This is a genomic window from Vreelandella hamiltonii (assembly GCF_014651775.1).
Taxonomy (GTDB): Bacteria; Pseudomonadota; Gammaproteobacteria; order Pseudomonadales; family Halomonadaceae; genus Vreelandella; species Vreelandella hamiltonii.
Genome location: NZ_BMXN01000010.1, coordinates 1 through 14857 on the forward strand (window position 1 = coordinate 1; position 14857 = coordinate 14857).

Annotated in this window: 15 protein-coding genes; 1 reads left to right on the plus strand and 14 read right to left on the minus strand. The window is 58.7% G+C overall.

Going from position 1 to position 14857, the window contains the following annotated elements; all coding sequences use genetic code 11:
* Nucleotides 1-49: 49 nt before the first annotated feature.
* The 13 genes from IE091_RS10045 to salA all read right to left on the minus strand — a co-directional run bounded on the left by IE091_RS10045 (nt 50) and on the right by salA (nt 13293).
* Nucleotides 50-562, minus strand: coding sequence for an ABC transporter substrate-binding protein (locus IE091_RS10045; protein ID WP_229800808.1), 513 nt, complete (start codon nt 560-562; stop codon nt 50-52).
* A 32-nt stretch (nt 563-594) separates the two neighbouring features.
* Complete coding sequence (benB, locus tag IE091_RS10050) at nt 595-1083, minus strand: benzoate 1,2-dioxygenase small subunit (RefSeq protein ID WP_096921910.1); 489 nt, start codon at nt 1081-1083, stop codon at nt 595-597.
* A gap of 32 nt (nt 1084-1115) precedes the next feature.
* On the minus strand, nt 1116-2483 hold the full coding sequence (locus IE091_RS10055; RefSeq protein WP_096921909.1) for a Rieske 2Fe-2S domain-containing protein: 1368 nt from the start codon (nt 2481-2483) through the stop codon (nt 1116-1118).
* Between the two features lie 80 nt (nt 2484-2563).
* Complete coding sequence (gene catA, locus IE091_RS10060; protein ID WP_096921903.1) at nt 2564-3538, minus strand: catechol 1,2-dioxygenase; 975 nt, start codon at nt 3536-3538, stop codon at nt 2564-2566.
* Between the two features lie 503 nt (nt 3539-4041).
* The gene (locus IE091_RS10065; RefSeq protein ID WP_096921908.1) at nt 4042-5289 is read right to left on the minus strand and encodes a benzoate/H(+) symporter BenE family transporter; all 1248 of its coding nucleotides are present in this window, start codon (nt 5287-5289) and stop codon (nt 4042-4044) included.
* A gap of 73 nt (nt 5290-5362) precedes the next feature.
* Nucleotides 5363-6145, minus strand: coding sequence for a benzoate diol dehydrogenase BenD (gene benD / locus IE091_RS10070; RefSeq protein ID WP_205738341.1), 783 nt, complete (start codon nt 6143-6145; stop codon nt 5363-5365).
* Complete coding sequence (benC, locus tag IE091_RS10075; protein WP_096921906.1) at nt 6142-7167, minus strand: benzoate 1,2-dioxygenase electron transfer component BenC; 1026 nt, start codon at nt 7165-7167, stop codon at nt 6142-6144. The genes benD and benC overlap by 4 nt, the downstream gene beginning before the upstream one ends.
* A gap of 24 nt (nt 7168-7191) precedes the next feature.
* Nucleotides 7192-7680 (minus strand): benzoate 1,2-dioxygenase small subunit, encoded by a 489-nt coding sequence (benB, locus tag IE091_RS10080; RefSeq protein WP_096921905.1) that lies wholly within the window; start codon nt 7678-7680, stop codon nt 7192-7194.
* A 34-nt stretch (nt 7681-7714) separates the two neighbouring features.
* Nucleotides 7715-9082, minus strand: a complete 1368-nt coding sequence (locus tag IE091_RS10085) for a Rieske 2Fe-2S domain-containing protein (RefSeq protein WP_189463584.1) — start codon at nt 9080-9082, stop codon at nt 7715-7717.
* Nucleotides 9083-9162: 80 nt separating this feature from the next.
* A complete protein-coding gene (catA, locus tag IE091_RS10090) occupies nt 9163-10137 on the minus strand; it encodes a catechol 1,2-dioxygenase (protein ID WP_189463585.1) in 975 nt (324 codons plus the stop codon).
* A 63-nt stretch (nt 10138-10200) separates the two neighbouring features.
* Nucleotides 10201-10491: a muconolactone Delta-isomerase gene (catC, locus tag IE091_RS10095; protein ID WP_189463586.1), complete on the minus strand. Its 291-nt coding sequence runs from the start codon at nt 10489-10491 to the stop codon at nt 10201-10203.
* Nucleotides 10492-10539: 48 nt separating this feature from the next.
* Nucleotides 10540-11655: a muconate/chloromuconate family cycloisomerase gene (locus tag IE091_RS10100; protein WP_189463587.1), complete on the minus strand. Its 1116-nt coding sequence runs from the start codon at nt 11653-11655 to the stop codon at nt 10540-10542.
* Between the two features lie 339 nt (nt 11656-11994).
* Entirely contained in the window at nt 11995-13293 is a 1299-nt protein-coding gene (gene salA, locus IE091_RS10105) for a salicylate 1-monooxygenase (RefSeq protein ID WP_189463588.1), read from the minus strand.
* 203 nt (nt 13294-13496) lie between these two features.
* On the opposite strand from salA, the gene IE091_RS10110 reads away from it, so the two are divergent.
* Nucleotides 13497-14402 carry a LysR family transcriptional regulator gene (locus IE091_RS10110; protein WP_189463589.1) on the plus strand — a complete coding sequence of 302 codons (906 nt, stop codon included), beginning with the start codon at nt 13497-13499 and terminating at the stop codon, nt 14400-14402.
* 19 nt (nt 14403-14421) lie between these two features.
* On the opposite strand, the gene IE091_RS10115 is transcribed toward IE091_RS10110, so the two are convergent.
* Nucleotides 14422-14829 carry a nuclear transport factor 2 family protein gene (locus tag IE091_RS10115; protein ID WP_096921898.1) on the minus strand — a complete coding sequence of 136 codons (408 nt, stop codon included), beginning with the start codon at nt 14827-14829 and terminating at the stop codon, nt 14422-14424.
* Between the last annotated feature and the right edge of the window lie 28 nt (nt 14830-14857).

A 14857-nucleotide genomic window follows, 5' to 3' on the forward strand; every position in this document is an offset into this window, starting at 1 on the left:
AGCTGGTCGTGAACAACGTCCAGTTCAAGGACGGCGAACCCTTGACCGATCAGTCAGACAGGACTGCCGCCTGACCGGCCATACACAGAATTTGACAATAACTCAGCCCTGCATTGGGGATGATCATAATGGCGCCGGTTTGTTTGGCCACGCGGAGCATGCCCATCGCCACACCTGAGTGCACCGGGCCTATCACGAAGTCCACGTTGTCGCCGTTGACCAAACGACTCATGTTTTGCGGAGCCTTAGAAGGATCGGCTTCGGAGTCCAGCTCGACGTATTCGACGTCGCGACCGCCCAACTGGCCCCCTTCCTGCTCGATGGCCAGCTTCAAGCCGTTAGTGATAGCTTCGCCCAGCGCTGTGTAGGTGCCTGAATAAGGCAGCATCAGCCCTAGTTTGACGGGATCTTCATTCGCTGAGAGGCCCATGGCTGACAGCGTTAGAGTGGTACCCAGAGCGGCAACGAGAGTGGTCTTTTTGACATTTTTCATTATGGGTTCACCAGGATTGTGTTGTTTTAGATTGTTATGTCCATCGCGCTTCGCGTTGATAGAAGACACGATCAGCGACGTCCCTGTCTCATCGATGCGGCTTATACGTGATACACGTCGATGACTTGATGGATATAGTCGTTGTTCAACTGCACGACTTTTCTTGTGATTAGCGGGCGCTCACCCGAGACGTCCAGGGTGTAGAAGCTCGTGCCGAAGAAACTGTCCGTCTTCTTGTAGCGGTGGCTCAGCGTGTGCCAGTTGAACCGCAGCTCGGCCGTCTGGTCGTCTTGCGACAGGATTTCGAGGTTGGTCACCTGGTGCGTGGTCCGCGGCTCCGGCGTGCTCGCCCCGCTGCGCTCGGTCTTGATCCGGTAGACCCGATCTTCCAGCCCTTCGCGGTTGGGGTAGTAGATCAACGAGATCTCGCTGTGCGGATCGCGGGTGAGCTGATCATCGTCGTCCCAGGCGGGCATCCAGAACTCGGCGTCCTTACGATACAGCGCAAGCCACTCGTCCCACTCGCGGTCGTCCAGTAGGCGCGCTTCGCGGTATAAAAAGGCTTGGATGTCGTGATAGCTGATGCTCATGGCGTTCTCTCCTCTCTTCTGGCATCGGACGTTTAGGCGGTCGCCGTGGCGATAAACTGGCGACGCTCTTTGTCGATGGCGCGCAGCATTTCGCTGACCCAGTGTTGGTGGTGCAGCACGTAGAGCCCTTCGTCTTCGGGGGAGGCGCCGCTGAGCAGCGGTTTCATGTCGATGGCCTGGGCGTTCTCATCGGCCCCTTCGATCCATTGTTGGGCGCCGCGGGAGAGGTCGTTCCATTCGGCCAGCGCGCCGCTGTAGCCTTCTTGGCAGGCGCGGAACTCTTCGAGGTCGTCCGGGGTGCCCATGCCGGAGACGTTGAAGAAGTCTTCGTATTGGCGGATACGTACGCGACGGTTTTCGGCCGACTCGCCTTTGGGGGCGAAGCAGTAGATCGTGACTTCGGTTTTGTTGACGTCGATGGGCCGCAGCACGCGGATCTGTGTGGAGAACTGGTCCATCAGGTAGACGTTGGGGTAGAGGCAGAGGTTGCGCGTCTGGTTGACGATGGCGTCGGCACGCGCCTCGCCTAGCTGCTCTTGGATCCACTCTTTTTCTTGGTAGACCGGGCGCACCTCGGGGTTGAGTAGCCGGGTCCAGAGCATCATGTGGCCGTTTTCGTAGGAGTAGAAGCCGCCTTTACTCTTCGACCAGCCGTCGGCGTCCACCGCCTTGGTACCACCGGCGTCGTAGTTGCGACGCTCCATGGTGGAGGCGTAGTTCCAGTGCACGGAGCTGACGTGATAGCCGTCGGCGCCGTTTTCGGCCTGCAGTTTCCAGTTGCCGGTGTAGGTGTAGGAGGAGGTGCCACGCAGCACTTCCAGACCCTCGGGGGCTTGGTCGACGATGTTGTCGATGACCTTGGTGGTTTCGCCCAGGTGCTGCTCGAGGGGTAGCACGTCGTCGCTGAGGCTGCCGAACAAAAAGCCTTTGTAGTTCGCGAAGCGCGGTAGGCGCTTGAGGTTGTGGGAGCCGTCTTGCTTGAACTGGTCGGGGTAGGCGCCAGTCTTTTCGTTTTTGGCTTTGAGCAGCTGGCCGTCGTTTTTGAAGGTCCAACCGTGGAACGGGCAGGTGAAGGTGCCTTTGTTGCCGCGCTTGCGGCGGCAGAGGGTGGCGCCGCGGTGGGCGCAGGCGTTGATCAGGCCGTGCAGCTCGCCCTGCTTGTCGCGGGTGATGACGATCGGCTGACGACCAACGGTGGTGGTGAAGTAGTCGCCCGGCTCGGCCACTTGGCTCTCGTGGGCCAGAAAGACCCAGTTGCCTTCGAAGATGTGCTTCATCTCCAGCTCGAAAAAGGCGGGGTCGGTGAACATGCTGCGGTGGCAGCGGAAAATGCCGTGATCCGGGTCGTCTTGTACCGCTCCGCGCACGCGGGCTTCGAGTTGATCAAGCTGTGTGGTCATGATCGCTCTCCTCGTTAGGATGTCGCGCTGTTAGGGCGTCAAGGCGGGCCAAGGGGAAGGCCCGCCTCTTAAACAGGGGGTTATACCTTGGCCGTACCGGCCAGTTGGCTGGCCAGGTCCTGCTCGTCTTCCTTGGCGCGGGGGCGGGCGTGGCGTACCTGCAGCTCGGCGGCGTCGGTGGGCGCTAACTCGACATCGAACACCACATGGGCGAAGGGGCCGTCCAGATCACGCTGGGCGATCTCGGCGGGGTCGTCGATGCGCTCGGCGGGCACCACCAGCTCTTCGCGCGTGGCAAAGGCGAAGTCGTCGAAGGTGTAGGGGTCACCGGCGAGGTTGATCTGAGTCGTCAGGTGTTGATGGCCGGGGGCCGAGACGAAGTAGTGAATGTGCGCCGGACGCTGGCCGTGGCGGCCCAGCGATTTGAGCACGACGTCCGTGGGGGCGCCTTCGGGCACGCCGTAGCCCGACGGGACGATGCTGCGGGCGGTGTAGCGGCCGTCGCGGTCGGCATAGATCGTGCGGCGCATGTTGTACTCGTCCTGGGAAGGGTCGAAGAACGAGTAGCCGCCTTTGGAGTTGCAGTGCCAGATCTCGACCTTGGCGCCGGGGATCGGCTGGCCGTTCACGTCGCGCACTTGGCCGGTCAGCCACATGGTCTCGCCATCGGGGTCGCTGCCGTCGTCCATCCGGGCGAAGCCGTCAGCTTCCGGGGCACCGGCCACGTAGAGCGGGCCTTCGATGGTGCGCGGGGTGCCACCGGTGCGCTTGGCTTCGGCGTCGATGGCGTCGTGGCGCATGTCGAGGAAGTGGTCGAACCCTAGCCCCGGAGAGAGCAGGCCGAACTGGGTCTGGCTACCCAGCGCGTTGAGCAGGTTCACGGCGGCCCAATACTCTTCTTCGGTGACATCGAAGTCGTCGATCAGTTTGAACAGGTCGCCCACCAGGCGATGCACGATCTGCTTGGCGCGGTCGTTGCCGCCTGCCTGGTCCAGGCCGGCCACGGCGTTGAGAAAGTCTTGAACCTCGGGCGTGTCGAAGATTTTTACGGTCATGGTAAAAGCCTATTGCTAGTTTTATCGTTATTTATTTCCCAGTCACCGAATGTACGTTTGTCGATAAAGCGACTGAGTGTCTACTTAGGACATGAGGACACTGTTTCTCTGTACTCTTCACGACAATATCGAACAAACACCCATTAACAGACCAATATCGTTTGAGTTCTCACCCATACTTCGAAGGTATCTCAAGCAGCGTTCGGTTTTTGTGCGGCCGCACACCGGGCATCACAAGGAAAATACAACTATTTGTTTTTAATTAATAAAAATCCAAACAGAAAGATAGCGCGCTAACAAAGAAACCCACCCCTCAACATATGACCGAGTATGCCCCGTCGCGCAGGGAAGGATGGGCTAGGAACGGCTAACACACTCTGTCCAAAGTCGGGGTGGGCTACGACCAAAGCACAAAGGCCTCAACGGGCATCCATAGAAAAAAGCCCGCACTGCCTAAGCATGTACGGGCCAAACGCATCAAAAGAGTAAGAAAGCAGAACTTGCTATCCGCTATGTTTCTGGGCCGCCCTACGCGTAAACATGAAGTCAAAATCTTTGGTTTCAAAAATGGCCGATACTACCACTCCAAGGACCAGGGCCCAGAACGTTGCGCCGATACCAAGAATTTGAATGCCAGAAGCAGCGATCAAAAAAGCGAACAGCGCCCCTATTTCGTGCTTCTTGCCCGCAAACGCGATGGTCATGGAGGACGTGATGACGCGCATCAGCGCCAAGCCAGCGATGATGGTGATGAAGTAGCGAGGCGTGGCTTCCAGCAGGTTGACCACATAACCATAGAAAGGCGCCGCCACGATGAAAATAGCTCCGGCAATGGCCGCTGCGACCCAGCGCTTGTCATGGGCGCCTGCCTCCGGTGAGGCGCATACCCCGGTCATGGGTGCCGCGATGCAGGTACTGTGTAGATTGAAGAACGATGACACGATGGTACCGATGCCACCCACAGCCGTGATCGCGTTCGCGGGCGCGTCCTTATAACCCATTCCTTTGACCAAGCCGACACCCGCCGGCGTCTCCATCCCGACTAGAATGATCGCAAGCGGCAACCCATAGGTGAGAAACGCCTCCAGAGTGAACGTCGGCAGAATGAACTCCGGGAACCGGATGGTCGCTTGGATTCCCGAAAGATCCACTCCGGTGACTGTCAGGTAAGCAAGCCCTGCCGCCATGGCGATGATGAGCGGGGGAATTTTGCGAAAGACTCTCGCCGAGATAAAGAAAGCCAACATCATGATCGCGGCTGGCACCATCGCGTTTTCCAGCGGCTTGACCATGTTGAGCCCAAAGCTAAGCAGCATACCGCCGACCATGCCCATCACGATCGGCATCGGTATCAACCGCATCACGATGCCCATGACACCGGTCACGCCCGCTATCAGCGTAATGATGCCAGCGATAAGACCAGCGCCCAAGGCCGCTTCTAGCCCGATCACCGGAATGACCGCGGCAAACATCAGCGCCCCTGGAATGGAGTTTGCCATCGGCAGCGGTAGACGGTAGTAAGCGGGCATGAACAGCCCAAACAAACCGTTGATCATCAAATAGCTGATGACCCAGATCATGATGAAGGAGGGGTCGAGACCTGCTGACGTGCCCGCACTGATATGGACGACGCCAACGCTGAGACCTAAGATGCCGGCGACTAACCCTGTACTGGCATTGTCAGCATTGAGGTCACGTAGAAAATCGCGAGGCGCATGCCGTAGGCTCACGCCTTTTTCTATATGTTTCACGGTGTGCTCCAGGGGTTTTGTAGTATTTAGCGTTATTTTGACAACGGGTTTACGACGATGGCTAACGGTTCGATTAGCCTTGATCCCCCCCACCGACCGGTAGAACGCTCCCTGTGATGTAACTCGCCTCATCGGAAGCCAGGAACAAAATAGGCGCGGCCATCTCGTCGAGCGTGCCGTAGCGTTTCATCAGACAGCTCTGCTTGGTCTGGTCGATATGCGCCTGGAACCATGCCCGTTCGGTCTCGTTGCTAGGCTCGGGCGTGCCGCGGGAAATCCGGCGCGGCGGTGCTTCGGTGCCACCGATGGCAGCGGCAGCCACGCGGATGCCAGCATCAGCGTATTCGAAAGCCAGTGACTCGGTCAGCGCATTGACCCCCCCTTTGGCCGCCGAGTAGGGGATTCGGTGGATGCCCCGCGCCGCCACGGAAGAAACATTGACGATCACGCCGCTACCCTGCGCTACCATGGTAGGCAGTACCGCGCGGCAGCACCAAAGCGTGGGCATTAAAGAGCGGTTAATCTCTGCGACAACTTGTGCTTCAGTGAACTCGGTAAACGGCTTAAAGTTAATTGCACCACCTACGTTGTTCACTAGAATATCAATACGGCCAAAGTGAGAGAGCGTCTCCTGAATCACTTTCTCGGCACCTTCATAGGTCTCCAGATCCGCTTGTGCTGCGATCACTTCACACCCCTGCTGGCTGATTTCAGCCACTACTTCATGGATGTAATCATTGCGATCTACCAGTACTAAACGTGCCTCTTCCGCGGCTGCGCGCTCAGCAACTCGCCGCCCAATTCCCTGAGCTGCACCGGTAATCACCATCACTTTGCCTTGAAAGCGGTGTGTCATGATGTACTCCCTGCTTCATTGGGGGTGAACTTCTCGTAGTGAAAGCTCTGTGGCTCAATGCCTTCTGCGTCAAAGTATTTCAGCACGGCATCGACCATTGGAGGCGGGCCACACAGGTAAACGTCCACATCACCGTCATGCATGACAGCAGCGTCCATGTGGTGGGTCACATACCCTTTACGCGGATTCTCACTGGCTTCATCAACCACCACCGTGGCGTAGCTGAAGCTTGGCAGTTTCTCAGCGAAGGCGTCTAAGGCGTCGGTTTTGACCAAGTGATCGTCTTTATTGACGCCATAAATCATGTGAATCGGCGCATTGCACCCCTTTTCGACCAACTGCGCTAACATGGAAAGAAAAGGAGCTAACCCCGTCCCCCCCGCCAGCATTAGCACCGGACGTTTCACTTCTCGCAGGTAGAAGCTGCCCAGCGGGCCGGTCAGCGTAAGCTTTTCGCCCACCGCCGCTCGCTCGGTCAGGTAGCCGCTCATTACCCCATTGGGAATATTGCGGATCAAAAAGGTGGCGCGCTTATCACTTGGCAGTGAGCTGAAGGAGTAGGAGCGGTGTACCTCTGTACCGGGCACATCAATATGGATGTATTGACCTGGTAAAAAGGCAAGGCCTTCCTCATCATCCAGTTCAACCGCTAGCTCAATGCTATCTTCAGAGAGTTGCTCAACCGCGGTGACAGTGGCTTCAACCTTGCCCACCTGTGTTTTACACAGCGTGGAGGCCACGGGCACTTGGATAACGCAGTCCGAAAAAGGCACCATCTGACACGTGAGCACTTGGCCTTCTGCAGCTTCTTCGTCAGAAAGCGCGTCTTCCAGGTATTCGTCACCCATATCGAACTCGCCCTGCTCGCAGTGGCCTTTGCAGGTGCCGCATACGCCGTCGGAACAGTCCATCGGAAGATTCACTTTCTGGCGGTAAGCCGCGTCAAGAACGGTTTCCCCTTCTTTACAGCCGATGAAACGCGTCACGCCGTCTTCGAAGTTGAGGGCAATGGTATAGCTCATGGTTAACTCTCCTCTCCTATCAGGTCACACGTGATACACATCGATGACCTGATGGATGTAGTCGTTATTCAGCTGCACGACTTTTCTTGTGATCAGCGGGCGCTCGCCCGACACGTCCAGGGTGTAGAAGCTCGTGCCAAAGAAGCTGTCCGTCTTCTTGTAGCGGTGGCTCAGCGTGTGCCAGTTGAACCGCAGCTTGGCCGTCTGGTCGTCTTGCGACAGGATTTCGAGGTTGGTCACCTGGTGCGTAGTGCGCGGTTCCGGCGTGCTCGCCCCGCTGCGCTCGGTCTTGATCCGGTAGACCCGATCTTCCAACCCTTCGCGGTTGGGGTAGTAGATCAACGAGACCTCGCCGTTCGGGTCGCGGGTGAGCTGGTCGTCGTCGTCCCAGGCGGGCATCCAGAACAGGGCGTCTTTGTGGTACAGCGCGAGCCAGTCGTCCCACTCGCGGTCATCCAGCAGGCGCGCTTCGCGGTATAAAAAGGCTTGGATGTCGTGATAGCTAATGCTCATGGCGCTTCTCTCCTCTCTTTCTGGCGTCGGACGTTTAGGCGGTCGCCGTGGCGATGAACTGGCGACGCTCTTTGTCGATGGCGCGCAGCATTTCGCTGACCCAGTGTTGGTGGTGCAGCACGTAGAGCCCTTCGTCTTCGGGGGAGGCGCCGCTGAGCAGCGGTTTCATGTCGATGGCTTGGGCGTTCTCGTCGGCCCCTTCGATCCATTGCTGGGCGCCGCGGGAGAGGTCGTTCCATTCGGCCAGCGCGCCGTTATAGCCTTCTTGACAGGCGCGGAACTCTTCGAGGTCGTCCGGGGTGCCCATGCCGGAGACGTTGAAGAAGTCTTCGTACTGGCGCAGGCGTACGCGACGGTTCTCGGCCGATTCGCCTTTGGGGGCGAAGCAGTAGATCGTGACTTCGGTTTTGTTGACGTCGATGGGGCGCAGCACGCGGATCTGCGTGGAGAACTGGTCCATTAGGTAGACGTTGGGGTAGAGACAGAGGTTGCGCGTCTGGTTGACGATGGCGTCGGCACGCGCGTCGCCTAGCTGCTCTTGGATCCACTCTTTTTCTTGATAGACCGGGCGTACTTCGGGGTTGAGCAGCCGAGTCCAGAGCATCATGTGGCCGTTTTCGTAGGAGTAGAAGCCGCCTTTACTCTTCGACCAGCCGTCGGCGTCCACCGCCTTGGTACCACCGGCGTCGTAATTGCGGCGCTCCATGGTGGAGGCGTAGTTCCAGTGCACGGAGCTGACGTGATAGCCGTCGGCGCCGTTTTCGGCCTGCAGTTTCCAGTTGCCGGTGTAGGTGTAGGAGGAGGTGCCACGCAGCACTTCCAGACCCTCGGGGGCTTGGTCGACGATGTTGTCGATGACCTTGGTGGTTTCGCCCAGGTGCTGCTCGAGGGGCAGCACGTCGTCGCTGAGGCTGCCGAACAGGAAGCCTTTGTAGTTCTCGAAGCGCGGTAGGCGCTTGAGGTTGTGGGAGCCGTCTTGCTTGAACTGGTCGGGGTAGGCGCCAGTCTTTTCGTTTTTGGCTTTGAGCAGCTGGCCGTCGTTTTTGAAGGTCCAGCCGTGGAACGGGCAAGTGAAGGTGCCTTTGTTGCCGCGCTTGCGGCGGCATAGGGTGGCACCGCGGTGGGCGCAGGCGTTGATCAGGCCGTGCAACTCGCCCTGCTTGTCGCGGGTGATGACGATCGGCTGACGACCAACGGTGGTGGTGAAGTAGTCGCCCGGCTCGGCCACTTGGCTCTCGTGGGCCAGAAAGACCCAGTTGCCTTCGAAGATGTGCTTCATCTCCAGCTCGAAAAAGGCGGGGTCGGTGAACATGCTGCGGTGGCAGCGGAAAATGCCGTGATCCGGGTCGTCTTGTACCGCTCCGCGCACGCGGGCTTCGAGTTGATCAAGCTGTGTGGTCATGATCGCTCTCCTCGTTAGGATGTCGCGCTGTTAGGGCGTCAAGGCGGGCCAAGGGGAAGGCCCGCCTCTTAAACAGGGGGTTATACCTTGGCCGTACCGGCCAATTGGCTGGCCAGGTCCTGCTCGTCTTCCTTGGCGCGGGGGCGGGCGTGGCGTACCTGCAGCTCGGCGGCATCGGTGGGCGCTAACTCGACATCGAACACCACATGGGCGAAGGGGCCGTCCAGATCGCGCTTGGCGATCTCGGCGGGGTCGTCGATGCGCTCGGCGGGCACCACCAGCTCTTCGCGCGTGGCAAAGGCGAAGTCATCGAAGGTGTAGGGGTCACCGGCGAGGTTGATCTGAGTCGTCAGGTGTTGATGGCCGGGGGCCGAGACGAAGTAGTGAATGTGCGCCGGACGCTGGCCGTGGCGGCCCAGCGATTTGAGCACGACGTCCGTGGGGGCGCCTTCGGGCACGCCGTAGCCCGACGGGACGATGCTGCGGGCGGTGTAGCGGCCGTCGCGGTCGGCATAGATCGTGCGGCGCATGTTGTACTCGTCCTGGGAAGGGTCGAAGAACGAGTAGCCGCCTTTGGAGTTGCAGTGCCAGATCTCGACCTTGGCGCCGGGGATCGGCTGGCCGTTCACGTCGCGCACTTGGCCGGTCAGCCACATGGTCTCGCCATCGGGGTCGCTGCCGTCGTCCATCCGGGCGAAGCCGTCCGCTTCCGGGGCGCCGGCCACGTAGAGCGGGCCTTCAATGGTGCGCGGGGTGCCGCCGGTGCGCTTGGCTTCGGCGTCGATGGCGTCGTGGCGCATGTCGAGGAAGTGGTCGAACCCCAGCCCCGGCGAGAGCAGGCCGAACTGGGTCTGGCTACCCAGCGCGTTGAGCAGGTTCACGGCGGCCCAATACTCTTCTTCGGTGACATCGAAGTCGTCGATCAGTTTGAACAGGTCGCCCACCAGCCGATGCACGATCTGCTTGGCGCGGTCGTTGCCGCCCGATTGGTCCAGACCGGCCACGGCGTTGAGAAAGTCTTGAACCTCGGGCGTATCGAAGATTTTTACGGTCATGAGATAGCTCTCGACATTATTATAGATGTTATGGGTCAGTACCTTGGCGTGCTCCGCCGAGCATTAGCTGTCGTCGTCGCGTACGGACGAGGGGTGGCGGCAAAGCGGCTTGACGCTGATCTCCATGTAGGGGAACAGTGGCAAGTTGCTGACGAGCTCTTGCAGCTCGGCATTGTCCTCCACGTCAAAAATACTCACGTTCGAATAGCTACCGGCCACACGCCACAGGTGGCGCCATTTGCCTTGGCGCTGCAGGTCCTGGGAGTACGCTTTTTCGGTTGCCTTGATATTCGCGGCCTGCTCGGCGGGCATATCGGTCGGCAATTTGACGGTCATCTCGACTTGAAACAGCATATCGATGGCTCTCCTTTTCGTTTGCGGTCTTTGCGTGCGGCGCGTTGGCTAGCGCGCGTAGTGCGCCAACTTATCTTCATCCAAGGTGATCCCCAGGCCTGGCCCAGGCGGTAAGGACACCCCAAATTCGGTGTAGTCGAGAGGCGACACCACGATATCGTCTTGCAACAAGAGCGGGCCGAACATCTCCGTTCCCCAGGTCATGGTCGGTAGTGTTGCCCACGCATGCAGCGACGCGGCGGTACCGATCGTGCCTTCCAGCAAGGTGCCGCCATACAGGCCGATGCCGGCCGCCTGAGCGACATGCGCGAGCTCCAGTGCGCCGTAAATACCGCCCGACTTGGCGAGTTTCAGTGCAAAGGCTCCGCTGAATCCGCTGCACACCAAATCAAGGCCGTCGCGCGCATCCTGAACGGCCTCATCGGCGAGCATGGGCACATTGAAGCGGTTCGCCAAACGCACCAATCCCGCATGCTCACGCGCGCCGATGGGCTGCTCGATCAACTCGATGCCCGCCTCTTGTAACGCTTGAATACCGCGAACGGCGGTGGATTCGTCCCACGCTTGATTGACATCGACGCGTACGCTCGCTCGGTCTCCCAAGGCCTCCTTGATAGCCGCTACGTGGCGGACGTCCTGGCCCACGGGATTGGCGCCAATTTTCAATTTGAAGTCACAGTGCCGACGCTGCTCTAAACGCAGCATGGCTTCATCGATATCTTTCGCGGTATCGCCACTCGCGAGCGTCCATAGCACGGGGATATGATCCTGACGCACGCCTCCCAGCAGCTCGGCCACGCTCAACCCCAGGCGCTTGCCTTGGGCATCGAGCAGCGCCATTTCCAGTGCGGATTTAGCGATCATGTTGCCGCGCGCATGCCGATTGAGCAGTGCGCGGGCGTGGTGAATGTTCTGGGAAGGCTGGCCAATCAGCAGAGGTGCCAAGTACGTATCGATGTTGCGCTTGATGCTCTCGGGACTTTCCGGGCCATAGGCTAGGCCGCCGATGGTCGTGCCTTCGCCCAACCCCTCAATACCGTCTGAGTGATGCATGCGGATGATCACCATGGTCTGGCAGGCCATGGTGGTCATCGATAGTTTATGAGGACGGATGGTCGGTAAATCGACCAGAAGCGTCTCTATTCGTTGGATAACAGTTGACATGGCAGCTCCGGCATCAGGCAATCGTTTCGCTATCGAGCAGTTTGCGTGCCCGTGCAAGCCGGAACCAATATTGTTTAAGTGCGCGTCCATACCAAGGAGGTATCACAAGCGCATGACAGGCTCGGCTATTCAGCCACTTTTTCCCCATAACCCCGAGTGCGAGAGCCGCTGCACGAGACGTGCCCTCGCCAGGGGCGCTCAGCGCCGGATAAAGCGCGTATCGATACGCAACCGCGTGTTAAAGAGCCACGCAATCACTTCGCCGTGATACAGAGCGCCATAAGACAAAAGAATGATCCAAGCGTGTTGCTCGACGCGCACTCGCCTCAAGCGGAGTTTCTAGAGACGGTCTCGAGATACGGTTTCGAGATACTGCCGAGCCGCAATGACATCGTCGTGTGGATCGTGATTCCACAGCCAGTCGAAGCGATTTTCCAGATCGTGGATGAGCTTGCTCTCATCGCCCCCAATGCCTTTTCCCGAATATTCATAGACATCGCCGGCGTCGTGGGAAGTACGCTGCGCTCGACACGTGCGTGCATGGCGCACGTGCTCGAAAGCGGCCAACACGTCGCTCACACGGCGATGATCGCAGCGGACGTCTGTCAGTAGTGTCGCCAGCACGTAGGCATCTTCGAGCGCCTGTCCGGCCCCCGCCCCTTGGTGGGGCACGAGCGCATGGGCGGCATCGCCGACAACCATGACCCGCTCGCGCTGATAGAAGGGAAGCTCGGGCAACTCATGCAGCGCCCAGCGCGTTGGTTCGGCGATGGATGCGAGAATAGCCTGGCAAGCCGGGCTCCAGCCTTCGAAGACGTGTAACATTTCCTGCTGGCTGACGGCCTGAACCCACTCCTCCCCATCGGGTAGTCGCGGGTGAGGAACCGAGCGGTCCGTGATGAAGGCTACGACGTTGACGAACTGTGACTGTTTGACCGGAAACGTCAAAATATGGCGATCTTTACCGAGATACATTTGCGGCACCCATGCCAAACGTTTCTCGCTGCCATTAGCCTCGAGCGCTGTCTCTAAGGTGTGGGTGGGGATCATGCCACGATACGCGTAAGTACCGCTCCAGAAGGGCGCAATATCGCCAAACTGGTCGGGCGGTAATACATGGGAGCGAACCGCCGATTTGATGCCGTCAAAGCCGATGATGACATCCCCCGTAAAGTGCGTGCCATCATCGAAGTGGGCAGTGGCGCTAGCAGCGTTTTGCGTCACCGCGACACAGCGTTTGCCGAAATGCGCGATGTCCTCCGGCAGATGGGCAACGATCGCATCGAGGAAGTCGGCACGGTGTACCGAGGATTGACCAACCCCCGGCGCGAGGCTAGCCGTCAAGTAGGTATCATCACTGCCTCGGCGCCACTCGAACCAAACATCTTCGAAGGGGGCTGGCGAGGCGTCTGCAATACGTTGATAGGCCGCTTCCAAGCCCAAGCGTTGAATGGCCTTTACCGCATTGGGGCCAAAGGATACGCCAGCACCAATTTCTGAGAACTGCGGAGCGGCTTCGAACAGCTGGACATCAAGGCCGCTATCTCGCGACAGCGCAACGGCAAAGGCGACGCCACCGATACCGCCCCCCACAATGCCAATGGAGAGACGTTTTTGCTGGTTATTTTTGATGGTCATGCTTCACTCCCTTTCACGATGTATCGTTATCATGTCGAGCGTCACGCTCTACTGATAACGCTATTAGGAGGAGGCAATGGCCACCACACAGCCCTCTTCATTCAAACTATAAACGGCGCTAATAACTATATGAAACAAAGAGTTGAGCCACCACTCCGCGACAGAAGTAGACAATCGTCGCATGCCCGTCAGAGGCCATTGTGATGATCAAGCTTGCCGATATCGATCTCAACTTGCTGGTGGTGTTCGATCTGCTCTACCAGGAGCAAAACACACAGCGTGTCGCGCTACGCCTGGGCATTACCCAGCCTGCGGTCAGCCATGCCTTGAAGCGTTTGCGTCTTCTATTGAACGACGAACTCTTTGAACGCACCTCGCAAGGGTTACAGCCCACGCCCCGCGCGAGCCAGCTTCATCCTGGGCTGGCCGACGCGTTAGCGAGAGTGAATGACACGCTGAACCTACACAACGATTTCAATCCAGCCCTTAGTGGCCGTACCTTTCACCTCAACATGACCGATATTGGGGAAATCGTTTTCCTACCCCGTTTACTGCAGCATTTATCACAGGTGGCTCCCGGCGTCTCGCTCCACACCGCTCGCAGCAGCCACCACGCGCTGAAGTATGAGATGGAAGAGGGGCAGATCGATCTAGCCGTTGGGCTGATACCACAGCTGGGCGCTGGCTTTTATCAACAGCGGCTATTCGAGCAGCGCTATGTTTGCCTGATGCGTGACAACCACCCACTCGCCAAGGGCGATTTTGGTCTTGAGGAGTTTCGCTCAGCCCATCATGCCGTCATCGTCGCGAGCGGTACCGGTCATGGCGTGGTAGAAGAGCAGCTCGCCAACGCGGGCATTCAGCGCCCGGTGAGATTAACGCTGCCGCATTTCGCTGCCATTCCCTACATCGTGGGCAGCAGCGATCTCGTCGTGACGGTTACGAATAAATTGGCCGAGGCGACGTGCGAACGATTTGGCCTCACCGTTCGCGAGCACCCGCTGGCCTTTCCAGACATTCCCATCAATCTTTTCTGGCATCGCCGTTTCCATCAAGACCCCGGCAACCGCTGGCTGCGGGGCTTGGTGTATTCGATGTTCTCCGAATAGCGCCCAGTGTCATCCGGCGCTAGGCGATGGGTTTGGCCCACGCCGCACGCGTACTATGAGCAGCCGTCTTATTGGTAATTTTCCATTTACCATCGATTTTGATCAGCGCAATCACATCGACCCAAGAATCTTCAAGGTTGTCGCTATTATCGAAGCCTAGCAGCACGCTGGCGACCTCTCCGGCCTGGGTGATGGCAATGAAACGGCTCTTGACCTGTCGCTGGCTATTCGCCCATCGCTCAAAACGGTCGCTAATGAGATCGGTTGCCAAGGCACCCTCCGCGTCCAGCGCAAAAATCCACGCCTCCTGATGAAACGCCTCCTCCAGCTTTTGCCTACTGCCTCGAAAGCCATCGACATATAGCTGCACGACTCGTTTGATCTCGTCGATGTCAGGTGCATCACCGACCAACGTGGTATCCGCCATCTCGTCACTCCTGCTTATCAAGTGGTTG

Excerpts from the sequence above, each read along its gene's own strand:
- benB (WP_096921910.1), bottom strand. The coding sequence starts at position 1,083 with ATGAGCATCAGCTATCACGACATCCAAGCCTTTTTATACCGCGAAGCG.
- IE091_RS10055 (WP_096921909.1), bottom strand. The coding sequence starts at position 2,483 with ATGACCACACAGCTTGATCAACTCGAAGCCCGCGTGCGCGGAGCGGTA.
- catA (WP_096921903.1), bottom strand. The coding sequence starts at position 3,538 with ATGACCGTAAAAATCTTCGACACGCCCGAGGTTCAAGACTTTCTCAAC.
- benD (WP_205738341.1), bottom strand. The coding sequence starts at position 6,145 with ATGACACACCGCTTTCAAGGCAAAGTGATGGTGATTACCGGTGCAGCT.
- benC (WP_096921906.1), bottom strand. The coding sequence starts at position 7,167 with ATGAGCTATACCATTGCCCTCAACTTCGAAGACGGCGTGACGCGTTTC.
- benB (WP_096921905.1), bottom strand. The coding sequence starts at position 7,680 with ATGAGCATTAGCTATCACGACATCCAAGCCTTTTTATACCGCGAAGCG.
- IE091_RS10085 (WP_189463584.1), bottom strand. The coding sequence starts at position 9,082 with ATGACCACACAGCTTGATCAACTCGAAGCCCGCGTGCGCGGAGCGGTA.
- catA (WP_189463585.1), bottom strand. The coding sequence starts at position 10,137 with ATGACCGTAAAAATCTTCGATACGCCCGAGGTTCAAGACTTTCTCAAC.
- catC (WP_189463586.1), bottom strand. The coding sequence starts at position 10,491 with ATGCTGTTTCAAGTCGAGATGACCGTCAAATTGCCGACCGATATGCCC.
- IE091_RS10100 (WP_189463587.1), bottom strand. The coding sequence starts at position 11,655 with ATGTCAACTGTTATCCAACGAATAGAGACGCTTCTGGTCGATTTACCG.
- salA (WP_189463588.1), bottom strand. The coding sequence starts at position 13,293 with ATGACCATCAAAAATAACCAGCAAAAACGTCTCTCCATTGGCATTGTG.
- IE091_RS10110 (WP_189463589.1), top strand. The coding sequence starts at position 13,497 with ATGATCAAGCTTGCCGATATCGATCTCAACTTGCTGGTGGTGTTCGAT.
- IE091_RS10115 (WP_096921898.1), bottom strand. The coding sequence starts at position 14,829 with ATGGCGGATACCACGTTGGTCGGTGATGCACCTGACATCGACGAGATC.